General features: G+C 57.3%; 9 protein-coding genes. 6 read left to right on the forward strand and 3 right to left on the reverse strand.

Annotated elements, in window-relative coordinates:
• Position 1 precedes the first annotated feature (1 nt).
• Positions 2–1,039: a LacI family DNA-binding transcriptional regulator gene (locus tag ACR0DG_RS04135; protein WP_480581721.1), complete on the reverse strand. Its 1,038-nt coding sequence runs from the start codon at positions 1,037–1,039 to the stop codon at positions 2–4.
• A gap of 168 nt (positions 1,040–1,207) precedes the next feature.
• On the opposite strand from ACR0DG_RS04135, the gene ACR0DG_RS04140 reads away from it, so the two are divergent.
• The 5 genes from ACR0DG_RS04140 to ACR0DG_RS04160 all read left to right on the forward strand — a co-directional run bounded on the left by ACR0DG_RS04140 (position 1,208) and on the right by ACR0DG_RS04160 (position 5,971).
• Entirely contained in the window at positions 1,208–2,203 is a 996-nt protein-coding gene (locus ACR0DG_RS04140) for a TRAP transporter substrate-binding protein (protein WP_480581719.1), read from the forward strand.
• 64 nt (positions 2,204–2,267) lie between these two features.
• A complete protein-coding gene (locus tag ACR0DG_RS04145) occupies positions 2,268–2,771 on the forward strand; it encodes a TRAP transporter small permease (RefSeq protein WP_170410378.1) in 504 nt (167 codons plus the stop codon).
• A gap of 1 nt (position 2,772) precedes the next feature.
• A complete protein-coding gene (locus tag ACR0DG_RS04150; RefSeq protein ID WP_170410381.1) occupies positions 2,773–4,053 on the forward strand; it encodes a TRAP transporter large permease in 1,281 nt (426 codons plus the stop codon).
• Between the two features lie 149 nt (positions 4,054–4,202).
• Complete coding sequence (locus tag ACR0DG_RS04155; RefSeq protein WP_170410384.1) at positions 4,203–5,093, forward strand: NAD(P)-dependent oxidoreductase; 891 nt, start codon at positions 4,203–4,205, stop codon at positions 5,091–5,093.
• Positions 5,094–5,107: 14 nt separating this feature from the next.
• Positions 5,108–5,971, forward strand: a complete 864-nt coding sequence (locus ACR0DG_RS04160) for a sugar phosphate isomerase/epimerase family protein (RefSeq protein ID WP_170410387.1) — start codon at positions 5,108–5,110, stop codon at positions 5,969–5,971.
• A 404-nt stretch (positions 5,972–6,375) separates the two neighbouring features.
• Here ACR0DG_RS04160 and ACR0DG_RS04165 read toward each other — a convergent pair whose 3' ends face one another.
• The gene (locus tag ACR0DG_RS04165) at positions 6,376–7,452 is read right to left on the reverse strand and encodes a DUF2235 domain-containing protein (protein WP_480694570.1); all 1,077 of its coding nucleotides are present in this window, start codon (positions 7,450–7,452) and stop codon (positions 6,376–6,378) included.
• A complete protein-coding gene (locus ACR0DG_RS04170) occupies positions 7,430–9,721 on the reverse strand; it encodes a xanthine dehydrogenase family protein molybdopterin-binding subunit (protein WP_480694994.1) in 2,292 nt (763 codons plus the stop codon). The genes ACR0DG_RS04165 and ACR0DG_RS04170 overlap by 23 nt, the downstream gene beginning before the upstream one ends.
• 139 nt (positions 9,722–9,860) lie before the next feature.
• Here ACR0DG_RS04170 and ACR0DG_RS04175 point away from each other — a divergent pair, with 139 nt between their 5' ends.
• Positions 9,861–13,034 carry a valine--tRNA ligase gene (locus ACR0DG_RS04175; RefSeq protein ID WP_480694572.1) on the forward strand — a complete coding sequence of 1,058 codons (3,174 nt, stop codon included), beginning with the start codon at positions 9,861–9,863 and terminating at the stop codon, positions 13,032–13,034.
• Positions 13,035–13,138: the final 104 nt, after the last annotated feature.

Genomic DNA, 13,138 nt, shown 5'->3' on the forward strand with positions numbered 1-13,138 from the left:
ATCAACCGAAGGTGGCGCCGTTGATGTTTTCACGGGTGATGACTTCAACTGGAACGACCTCAGCCTGATGGGACCGGTTTTCCAGTGTCGCGATCAGGGTCTGAACGGCTTGTTCAGCGATCCGTTGCATATTCTGATGAATGACAAGATCCATTGATCCGTCCAGCAGGTAGTTTCTCGTCTTCGGCGTAAGGTTGTGGCCGATCAGCATGATTTCTCCCGTCAAATCGCGATCAGCCAGAGCCGCAACAATGCCTTCGTTGCCACCGCCAACGTTATAAATGCCCAGCAGCCCGGGATGTTCGTCCAGCATCTGGCCCACCACCACGCGATTTTCCTGCACATCATCGTGGCCGATATAGGTGCCCACAACGCGGAGGTGGCTAAAATCCCTTCGCAAGGCTGACCGAAACCCCATCTCGCGATCCGAATGGTTGCGATATAGTTGCTCGCCGGAAATCACGCCGACGGTTCCGGATTGCCGTAGCATTCGACCCATAAAATAGGCCGCTGTTCGTCCTGCGGCCATGTTGTCCGTCCCGACAAATTGGCCCAGAACAGGGCTGATCAGATCGGAGACGACAGGTATGCAGGGAATATTCAAACCGTGCAGCTCTTCAACTGCGTCGCGAACCCGCGGATCATCCAAAGCCTGAAAGCCAACTGCATCAATTCCCTGCCCGGCGCAGGCTCTTAGTTTTCGAGCCAACACTGATGGTTCCAATTTCGTGGAAAAGACACACTCGACAGTGGCGCGGCCATTGGTGAAAACATTCTGAAAACAGTTGCCCAGAAATTCTGTCGATGGTCCGGCTTCCTCTGGTAGAAATATCTTCAGCCGCCAGGGTCGCGCAGGCTGGTCCAATTGAGCGCCGGATTCGATCGCGTGCTTGGCCTGCAAAACCCGCTGGCGGGTCTCAGGCTTTACGTTTGATCTGTTGTTCAAAACCCGGTCAACCGTAGCGGTGCCGACCCCCGCGATCCTCGCAATCTCGGAGACACGTGCCTTCTTTGGGATTATTACAGCTTCATCGCTCATGAGCCTCTGCTAACATCATTCCCGATCAAAATCATCCTCAAATAAACCTCTAAGAACATCAAAAACCATCATTCCCGTCATTTGATGCAATTTCTCTTGCCACCGAATTGTAAGGGGGCTTATCCCAACGTCATGCAACGGGATCGAGTCCCGTTCAGGGAGGATAACATGACCTACACAGCTAAATTACTGGCCGGGGTAACCGGCCTATTAATGACGGCCAGTACAGCACTGGCGGCGGACTTCACCTTTAAATATGGTAATGAGCAGCCGGAAACCTCAATCCGTTCGCAGTCCATGGACTGGTTCAAGACTGAACTTGAAAAACGTACGGACGGTCGCATCGAAGTCGAGAATTTCTTTGGTGCCGCGCTTGGTAATGAGCGTGAAATGATGGATCAGGTGACGGCCGGTTTGCTGCAAGGCACGCGTGGCGGTTTCTTTGCCGACGCGTCCGGGGCATTCAACCTGTACCAATTGCCGTTCCTCGTCGCGAATTGGGATGAGATGGAATGTCTGGTCGGTTCGGACTTCACCAAGGGCGTTCAGGCCCGTGCTGAGGCGAACGGATATCACATCCCTGCCACCGGTATCAGCCAAGGATTCCGGGCCTATACCAACAACGTTCAGCCAATAACATCGGTTGCTGATCTGCAAGGACTGCGCATTCGCGAACCTCAATCTGATCTGATGATCGCCACGGGCACAGCCATCGGGTCGGTTCCGGTCGCCATGCCGTTTTCAGAGGCATATCAGGCATTCAAACAGGGCGTGATTGACGGGCAGCATAACCCGCCGCAAAATATCTGGGACTTCAATATTCACGAAGTGCAAAAGTATCTGACGCTGTCGAACCATATGACAGGCCCCGATCCTTTGATCGTCAACAAGGCGTGGTATGATGGTTTGCCCGAAGACCTTCAGGCCACCTTTGACGAGGTTGCGGTCGAAGCGATGGCGATGTCGGACAAGCTGTATCGCGATGCTGAAACGAACATCGTCGGCGAACTCGGCAAGCACATGGAGATCAACGAACTGACGCCCGAAGCCCTGGCGGGTTTCCAGGAAGCCGTTGCGCCGGTCTATCAACAGATGATCGACGCGGGTCATTTCACGATGGATGATATCGACGCAGCCCGTGCTGCAGCGGCGTCCTGCGGCTGATCTGAAACGGCAATTCCGGGCGCTCTTACTTGCGCCCGGATTCGCTTCTTAATGGAACCGGTTTATGGATACGCTCTCTGCAATTGACCGTGTACTGACGCGCGTTATCGAAGCGCTGATGGTCGTGCTGTTTGGGGTGTTTTTGGTGATTGTCGTCACCAAAGTCCTGATGCGCCCCTTTGACATGGCGATCTACGGCGTCGACGAACAGGTCAAGATCGCGTTTCTTTGCACCTCGGCCTTGGGCGGTGCCGTGGCGATTACGAAGCGTGAGCATATCGCGATCACATTCTTCATCGACATGATGCCCTACTACGTCAAAATGGCCTTCTACGTGGCAGGGCTTGTCCTTGTCGGAGTGATGAACGCGGCATTGGTCTGGCTGTCCATCGATTGGATCGCGGGGCCAGGCAAAAACATGTGGCAACCCTTCGGGATGCCTCAGGCTTATGTGTTCATCATTGTTCCAATCTCCTGTTCGATTGCCGTGTTCTATTGCTTTGTTCGTGTGGTTCTGACTCTGGGCGGTCGGGATTCCATCGATGTTCTCTGGATGCCGGAGGACTGACATGCTGATCCTGTTCGCCACACTGGGAATACTGTTGGTCTGCGGAGTTCCAATTGCCTATTCTCTGGGGCTGGCGTCACTGGCGTATTTCCTGATCGAGGCCCCCGCAGCGACCGGGTTCGTTGTTCAGCGTTTCTTCTCCGGCATCAATAATTATCCGCTGGTTTCACTGCCCTTCTTCATCCTGATGGGCTTGGTGATGAATTCCGGAGGCATCACGCGGCGCCTGCTAGACCTGTCCATGTTCTTCGTCGGCCGCCTTAAGGGCGGGCTGGGATTGGTTAACGTGGTCGGCTCGATGATCTTCGGCGGTATCTCGGGTTCTTCTGCCTCGGATACTGCTTCAATCGGGTCTGTTCTGATCCCTGAGATGGAAAAGCGCGGATACCCCAAGAGCTTTGCGGCGGGGATCACAGTTGCCTCATCCACAATGGGCATGATCATTCCGCCGTCTGTTCCGATGATCATCTACGCTGTTGCCGCTGAAGAAAGCATTGGTCGCCTGTTTCTGGGCGGGATCATTCCCGGCATCATGGTTGGCCTGCTGCAGCTGATCGTCGTGTGGTTGTTGGCCAAGAAGAACGATTACCCGACCGAAGATGTACCGTTCACGTTGGCCGAGGCAGGGCGACAGGCGCGGCGTTCGGCTGCCGTGGCGTTGATGCCAATCCTGATCGTGGGGTCGGTTGTATTCGGTTTCGTTACTCCGACCGAGACAGCCGGAGCGGCGGTGGTTTACGGTCTGATCATCGGCTTATTCATCGTCGGCTTCGGCGTTCTCAAAGATTTGCCGGGGGCCATGCGCCACGCGATCATCATGTCCGCCAAGATCATGATGATCATCGCGTTCAGTCAGGTGTTCATCACTGTACTGGCGCTGGAACGTGTACCCAATCAACTGGCCGATTTCGTTTCGGGCCTCGGACTTGGCCCGGTCGCCTTCATGGTTCTGACAGCCATTTTGATCCTGATGGCGGGTACGTTCATCGACGTTAGTCCCGCCATTCTATTACTGACACCGGTTTTGTTGCCGGTCGCTGAAAAGCTGGGCGTGTCTGGTGTGCATTTTGGTGTGGTGATGGTCTCGGGACTCGCGGTTGGTGCATGCACACCGCCAGTAGGAAATTGCCTGAATGTCTGCGCTGCAATCTGCCGTATGCCGATCGGAAAGATTTTCGTCGGTGCCGCGCCGTTCCTGCTGGCAAATGTGGTGGTGCTGATTTTGATCGCGATCTTCCCGCAACTGGTCCTTTGGATACCGGACGCGGTCATGGGTCCGTAGCCACACGGAATTGGGCAGCGGGGTGTCTTCCGGACCTGCCCGGCCTTGGTCAGCCAAAGCCTGAAATCCCCGCACACATCGACGCCTCGGAAGATGGGGCGCCAAACCTCAACTCCGGCCGGGCCGGACGACACATTAGGAAGACAATTATGCAACGTGCAGGTGTCATTGGATTAGGGGATATGGGCAGCGGGCTGGCGAAGAACCTGATCAAAAACGGGTTCGAAACCACCGGGTTTGATCTGAGTGAAGCGCGCCTGAAGGCGCTGGCTGAAATGGGCGGAACGCCTGCAGCAAGTGTTGCAGATGTAGGGGCCAACGCGGATGCAGTCTATGTCATGGTCATGAACGGCGATCAGGCCAAGGCTGTCATTCTTGGTGAAAACGGTCTGGTCCGTCACATGGCGCAGGGCGGCGCGGTCATTCTGACCGCCACGATCAAACCGCGTGAGGCCCGCGAGATTGGCGAGGCCATGGTCGGTTCGGGCATCCACCTGATCGACAGCCCTGTCTCTGGCGGCTTTCCGGGTGCGCAGGGCGGTACACTAACCATGATGGCCGCAGCCCCTGATGCCGTACTGGACGAATTCCAACCAGTGATGGAGGCGGTCTCGGCCACTATTCACCGCGTAGGGGACGGGCCCGGCCAAGGTCAGACCGTAAAAGCATGTCTGCAGACTCTGATCGGTTCAATCTTTTCGGCAACATTTGAGGCGTCGGTTCTTGCCGCCAAGGCGGGCGTGAAGGGCGAAAACCTGTTCAAGGTCTTTTCGACCTCTGGCGCGGGATGCGGATGCACCAACACGGCGCTGGAGAACATCATCGACCGTAAATTCGAAAACACTGGCTCGGGCATCGGCACCATGCACAAGGACCTGACCATCTCACTGGATCTGGCCGAAGAGCTCGGCGTTCCAATGCATACTGCTTCATCTGCCATGCAGATTTTCCATGCTGGCAAAACCAAATTCCCCGATGGCGACAACTGGGCCTGCACCCGCGTGATCGAAGACATTGTCGGCGCTGAGTTGCATCGCTGAGAAAGGACAAGAACATGAAACTTGGCGTTATCTGTGATGGCATCAGTCGCGACCTGAAACACGCGGTCGATGTGATGGATGAGTTTGACCTCGAATATGCCGAACTGCAATTTGTCGGCGATACGGAGGTTGGCGATCACTCTGCGGATGAGATCAGGGAAATTGACGCGCTGCTTCGGGATCGGGGCAAGCCTGTATCCTGTCTGTCGCGCCACATCTTCGCGGGAATGACCGGGGCGAACAAACCAGGGGACGACCTGCACAGCAAGCATATGGATTCTCTGAAGCGCGTGATCGACATGGCACATGTGGTCGGCAGCCCATTGGTTCGCATTATGACCCCCAAGAAAGAGCAAATCCTTTGGGGGTATGGAGGTGCCGAAAAGTGGAACGTCGCCAAGGGTGCATGGGACGCTATGCTGCCCCTGATTGCACCGGCGATTGACGTTGCCAAGGACGGCGGAGTGACTTTGGTCGTCGAAACGGGCAACGGGACCATGGTGAATTCGAACTACACCGCCCGTAAGCTGATCGATGATCTGGATGCCAAAGACACGTTAAAGGTACTTTGGGACCCGGCCAACAATTGCTGGTGTCACGAACAAGCGTTTCCTGCTGGGTATGACGAAGTGAAAGAAGGCTATCTCGGGCACATCCACATCAAGGACGTTCAAGTCGATACGCCCCGCGCGACATTGACGGTCAAACAAATGGGCGAAGGCCAACTGGCCGATCAGTTTCAGCCGATGGCGGATGCTCTGAAAACCGACGCCTATGATGGGGTGATATCATTCGAAAGTGTCTACCACCCCGGTAACGGAAATTTCGAAGACGGTTTCCGCCGCTGTATTGATCGCTTCAAAGAGCATTTTGGTTGAACCTCTGGCGAGACCAAAACGGCCAATCGATGTTCCTCCCAATACATCGTTCGACCGAAACACAGACCCGTCGTTAGGCGGGTCTGTTTTGGGTTTCAGGTGAAAACCGAAAAACGGTCAAAAGATCTGACTCTGCGTGACGACTGAGGAGATGTAGCATTATTTGCCAAAAACATTTCTCTTTCGGCAATCGTGCCGCGGTATAACTATGGCAGCTTAGGCGGACCGCACCGTAGCGTGGAGATAGTCTGGTCAACATCAGCAAGGGGTAATCGTTGCGCAGACCCATGGCAGCAACCAGAGCTTTGAAGTCATTCGTGCGCGGCGCAGCATTTGTCAAAATGGGCTCATTACTGACATTCAGGTGTCGGCGATCTTGGATCAACTAGCACATGACCCGCCTATCACTGCGCCGGATGCGACGGTAAATCCGGCATCGGCACCCAGCCCGGTAAGTCGTCAGGAGAGACCGAGACATGCAGTCTCTCGGACCTATCGCGACCCACTTTGCGGTGTTTACGCAGCAAGAAAATCTTACCCCAGCCGCGCCACGTGCCGACCGACGGGCCGGTGGTCGCCGTGGGAAAGCGGTCGCGCCAGCCTTCGGGCAAAGGCAAGCCATGCAATTCGGCCTTATCCAGCATCCAGATGAGAGAGACGTTGCTGAGCGGGCGCGCCTCTTCATAGCCGTTCAATTGGCCACCCACGTCGCCATGGGTGCCGCGGAACCAGACCTGCTCGACATGGCCTTTGAAACCGGGGGTACATTTCCATAACACTGGCTCGAACACTTCGCGGGTCTCGTCCAGTGCCATGGCGTGGTATCCGTGGCGGGTGGCCGGGCCAAGCTGGTGGTTGTGGAATGCGTGGCGTTCCTCGGCCCAGCGCCACAGCAGCGGCAGGCGCAGACCCAGCGCTTTGACTGTATCCCAGACACCGACCATCTCGATCGCGACATCCTCGTGGCAGTACGCCTGCCGGAACTCGGCCGCTGCCTTGCTGTTCGCGTTGCATTCATAGTGGCGATAGGCCTGCTGAATGTTGCGCTCCGTTGCATGCTCGGCCTTGATCAGACCAATCATGTCGATCACACCGGCAAGGCTACGGACCCCGTAGGCCCCACGCGAATATCCGATAAAGAAAATGCGATCGCCGGGTTTGTAGCGCGACGCCAGATAGCCGTAAGCGCGCCTGATCTGGCGGTTGATCCCCCGCCCCATCATCACGTCGAGCGAGGATTTCCAGCTTTCCCACTGGACCCCGGCCTCATAAAAAACTGAAACCTTACTGCCCATTTCACAGCACAAGCGAAACGTCTGACCTGCGTGGGTTTCGCGGCCGGGCTCTAGCGTAGACATGGTTCCGTCAAGGATAATGACGTGGCTGATAGGTTCACGATGGCGCGTCTCACCCGAGTGCTCGGAACGAAGAGGCCGTCCGAGCCATCCCAGTACCTTTCTACTCAGCCGCGACAGAACCATGTGTCAGCAATTCCCATACTTTAAGGGGTGTGAACGGCATATCCGCCTGCCGCACCCCGTGATCCCAGAGCGCGTCCTGAACCGCATTTGCGACAGCGGCCAGTGCGCCCACGGTGCCTGCCTCGCCACATCCTTTCATCCCCATCGGGTTGGACGTTGACGGAACCGGCGCCGAGGTAAACTTAATCATGGGTATCCCGGCAGCACGGGGCAAGGCATAGTCCATCAACGAAGCCGTGAGCAGTTGCCCCTGCGCATCATGCACAACATGCTCGGTCAGCGCCTGTCCGATCCCCTGCACCACACCGCCATGCACCTGCCCTTCGGCCAGCATCGGGTTGATAAGGTTACCAAAATCATCCACGACTGTATAGCGGTCGACCCAAGTTTCGCCGGTGTAAGAATCTATAACGATTTCGGCAACATGTGCGCCATTGGGATAGCTGCGTGCATCCAGGTTCGCCCGCGCGTAGTGCTGCATCAGGTCGGTGCGACCATCGGCACGGGCCATGTCGGCGGCCTCGGTCAAGGTCGGGGTCACATTCGATCCGGGCGCGCGGAAGGTTTCATGGTCAAATCGAACCTCGTCTTCATCGACACCCATCTTGTCCGCCAGATAAGGCGTGAATGCGGCAATCATGACGTCTATTGTAGCCAGAGTTGCCGTGCTTTGCACTGTCACCGATCGGGACCCTCCGGTGCCCCCACCGTGAGGCAGCTGATCCGTGTCGCCCTGCAAAACGTTTATGCGATCAACCGGAATCCCCGTCTGGTCCGACAGGAATTGAGCATAGACCGTTTCGTGCCCCTGCCCATTTGACTGCGTGCCAACGTAAAGGTTTACGGTGCCATCCTCGCAGAACTCAATTTTGGCGTTCTCGGACGGGTCCCCCAGAATGCTCTCGACGTAATAGCACAACCCTTGTCCCCGGATCAGACCGCGCTCTGCATCCGCCGCTTTTCGGGCGGCAAAGCCCAGCGTTTGCTCTGCAGCACGGGACAGGATCATGTCGAAATCGCCCACATCATAGGTCTCACCCGTGGCGGTTTTGTACGGGAACGCATCGGGTTTGATGAAATTTCTTCGACGCAGTTCCCACGGATCAATGCCCAATTCGCGTGCGGCCCTGTCCATCACACGCTCGAGAACATAAATCGCCTCGGGGCGACCCGCGCCGCGATAGGCGTCAACCTGTGTGGTATTGGTAAAAAAGCCTTCGACCCGCAGATAGGTGGTTTGAACATCGTAAACACCCATCAGGACCTTGCTGAACAGGCTTGTCTGGATCGCCTGCCCAAAATGGCTGCTATAGGCCCCAAGGTTGACCTTGCTGTGCACCCTGTAGGCCGTGATCTTGTGGTTCTCGTCGAAGGCCAGTTCCGCAAATGAGGTCAGGTCACGACCATGATGATCCGACAACATCGCCTCGGACCGATCCGACATCCAGTGAACGGTCCGACCCAGTGTCATAGCCGCAACCGAAACGCAGAAATACTCGGGATAAGGCATGACTTTCATGCCAAACCCCCCGCCGACATCCGGTGTCGTGACGCGGATCGCCTCGGGGTCAAGCTTTAGCTTTTGCGCAAGCTGCGCACGCATGGCCCAAACGCCCTGACCACCGTAGGAAAAGTGCAAATGATCGTTTTCCCATGACGCCCGGCAGCCTCGTGGCTCGATCGACGTGATAATCACCCGGTTGTCGACGACGTTCAAAGACACTGTTTTGGACGCTGTTCGGAATGCTTCTTCAGTTGCAGCCTCATCCCCCAGACCCCAGTCAAAGGCGCGGTTGTCGGGGGCCTCGGGGTGCAAAGTCTCACCACCTGCCGCGACATCCAGTTTGGCTGGAAGCTCGTCAATCTCTGCCCAGACCAATTCTGCGGCGTCGCGGGCGCGCTCTGGCGTCTCGGCAACCACAACGGCAATCGGCTCGCCAACAAAACGGACATGATCTGCCGCCAGCATGGGCCTTTGCGTCTGTATGACATCCGATCCATCGCGGTTCGGCACGGTTGCCGCATTCATTACCGTGTCGATCCCAGCCGATTTCAAATCATCCAAAGCCAGAACCAGATGCACCCCATCGGCAGCCCGCGCGGCATCAAGATCCAGCGCAGTTATCCTGCCATGGGCAACCTGACTGCGAACGAAAACGGCATGCAGGGCCCCTTCGGGCACGGCGTCATCCATGTACTGCCCTTGTCCGGTCAGAAATCGCCGATCTTCGGTCCGTGTCACAGACTGGCTTTTGCCGAATTTTTCCATGGGTGATCCTCTGGCTGCGTCAAAGGCGACATTAGGGTGCACAGGTTCGTTGTCCAGAGCGTCCGCAAACCCTTCCACTTCGCGCCGCGTTTCGTTATTGCAGGCGCTGACCAAGCATTGATGACGCAGGACGCACCCCATGGCGATGGAAAAGACATTCAACGCGGCCGAGGCCGAGGCCCGCATCTATGAGGCCTGGGAACAGGCCGGAGCCTTCAAGGCAGGCGCAAACCGCTCGCGCGACGAAAGCTTTACCATCATGATCCCGCCGCCCAACGTGACAGGTGCTTTGCACGTGGGGCATGCGTTCAACAACACGCTGCAGGACATCCTGATCCGTTGGCACCGGATGCGCGGGTTCGACACGCTGTGGCAGCCCGGTCAGGACCACGCGGGCATCGCCACGCAGATGCAGGTTGAAAAGATGCTGGCCAACACCCAGCAACCCGGAAGGCGTGAACTTGGGCGCGAGGCATTTCTGGACAAGGTCTGGGAGTGGAAGGGCGAATATGGCGGCACCATCATTGAACAGCTGAAGCGACTGGGCTCCAGCTGCGACTGGTCGCGCAACGCCTTCACCATGGCAGGCGCACCGCGTGACCCCCGCACCGGCCACGAAAATTCTGCGAATTTTCACGACGCGGTGATCAAGGTCTTCGTCGACATGTACGAAAAGGGTCTCATCTATCGCGGCAAGCGGTTGGTCAACTGGGACCCGCATTTCGAGACTGCGATATCGGATTTGGAAGTCGAGAATATTGAGACGCCCGGCCACATGTGGCACTTCAAATACCCGCTGGCGGGTGGCGAAACCTACACCTATGTCGAAAAGGACGAGGACGGGAACGTCGTCCTGACGGAAGAGCGCGACTATATCTCGATCGCCACGACCCGCCCCGAAACCATGCTGGGCGACGGCGCAGTTGCGGTTCACCCATCGGATGAGCGTTATGCGCCAATCGTAGGGAAACTCTGCGAAATCCCGGTTGGCCCGAAAGAACACCGGCGTCAGATCCCGATCATCACCGACGAATATCCCGATCCCAATTTCGGCTCGGGCGCGGTAAAGATCACTGGCGCGCATGACTTCAACGACAACATGGTCGCCAAGCGTGGCGGCATCCCGATGTACCGCCTGATGGACACCAAAGGCGCGATGCGGGCCGATGGTGCGCCTTATGCCGAAGAGGCAGGTAAGGCGCAGGAATATGCGCGCGGCAAGGACTTCACCGAGAACGAGATCGACGCGATCAACTTGATCCCCGATCACCTGCGCGGCCTCGACCGGTTCGAGGCACGGGCGAAAGTCGTCGAGGAAATCACCGCCGACGGTCTGGCCGTGATGACCCGCGCGGATGACCCGCGCTTGGGCACAAAACTGGGCGAGGAAGACGACCCGGCGGCGCTGGTTCCGCTGGTCGAGAGCAAGCCGATCATGCAGCCCTTCGGCGACCGCTCGAAAGTGGTCATCGAGCCGATGTTCACCGATCAGTGGTTCGTCGACGCCGAAAAAGTCGTCGGCCCCGCGCTGGACGCGGTCAAGGACGGCACGGTCAAGATCATCCCCGAGTCGGGCGAGAAGACCTATTACCACTGGCTGGAAAACATCGAGCCGTGGTGCATCTCGCGCCAGCTGTGGTGGGGACATCAGATTCCGGTTTGGACCGCAATGGTTCCTGCAAAAAATGGTGAGGTTGGAACTTGGAGAACAAGCGTCGGAGGAAGTGTTCCTCTAGAAAGGGCTCAGGAGTTTCTCAGAGAAAACAGGTTTGACGAAGATGCTCTAGGCGGTCGTCTGACGCCGGGCGGCATTCTGACAATGGAATTCTGCGCCGCTTCTGTAGAAGAAGCTAAAGAGCAAATCGCACAAGTCTGGCTCGAACGTAAAGGCGTAAAGCCAGAAAAACTTGTTGAAATTGAAGGTGATCCGGGTCGGTGGCCACTCGAAGGTGAAAGCTACGAGGAAGACGGTTACTTCAAAATTCCAATGTGGCGTGACCCCGACGTCCTCGACACCTGGTTCTCGTCCGGCCTCTGGCCCATCGGCACGCTGGGTTGGCCCGAGCAGACCGAGGAACTGGAGCGCTACTTCCCCACGGACGTTCTGATCACCGGCGCGGATATTCTGTTCTTCTGGGTCGCCCGGATGATGATGATGCAACTGGCCGTGGTGAACGAAATCCCGTTCCACACCGTCTACCTGCACTCGCTCGTCCGCGACGAGAAGGGCAAGAAGATGTCCAAGACCACCGGCAACGTCATCGACCCGCTTGAAATCGTGGACGAATTCGGTGCCGACGCACTTCGGTTCACCAATGCCTCGATGGCGGCGATTGGCGGCGTGCTGAAACTGTCCCGCGAGCGCATAACCGGCTATCGTAACTTCGGCACCAAGCTTTGGAATGCCGTCCGCTTTGCCGAGATGAATGAGGTTTTCACCGACGCCGTGCCGCAACTGGATGTGGCCGACCTGAAACCCAAGGCCGCCGTGAACCGCTGGATCATCGGCGAGACCGCCCGCGTGCGGGAAGAAGTCGACGCAGCGCTGGAAAGCTATCGGTTCAACGATGCGGCAAACGGGCTTTATGCCTTTGTCTGGGGCAAGGTCTGCGACTGGTATGTGGAATTGTCGAAACCCCTTCTGCAAGGCGACGACGCCGAGGCCCAGGCCGAAACCCGCGCCACCATGCGCTGGGTTCTGGATCAGTGCATGGTCCTGCTGCACCCGATCATGCCCTTCATCACCGAAGAACTCTGGGGCCTGACCGGCAACCGCGCCAAGATGGTCGTCCACGCCGACTGGCCGACCTATGGCACCGAACTGGTCGACGCGGATGCGGATCGTGAGATGAACTGGGTGATCTCGGTCATCGAAAACACCCGCTCGGCCCGCGCGCAGATGCGGGTTCCGGCTGGCCTCTATGTGCCAATGCTGGTGACTGAGATCGACGCCCACGGCCAAGCCGCATGGGACCGTAACGAGGCGCTGATCAAACGTCTGGCCCGGATCGACAGCCTGACCAAAGCGGATGAGCTACCAAAAGGCACGATCTCAATCGCCGCCCCCGGCGCGTCGTTCGGCCTACCGCTGGCTGATATCATCGATATCGGAGCGGAAAAGGAACGGCTGGAGAAAGCCAAAGGCAAACTGGCCAAAGAACTCGGCGGTCTGCGCGGACGTCTGAACAACCCAAAATTCGTGGCATCGGCCCCGGAAGAAGTGGTTGAGGAAGCCAAAGCCAACCTCGCCGCCCGCGAAGAAGAAGAGGCGAAACTGAACGAAGCCCTCGCCCGTCTGGCCGAGATCGCCTGATCATTTTGCAGAACACACCCAGACCCCGCCGCGCACTGCCCGGCGGGGTTTTTCTTGGCTCTATCGACCTTTACACTTTTCACACGGGTTGGCGATTGCTAGCA

The organism is Ruegeria sp. BG8 (assembly GCF_056538325.1).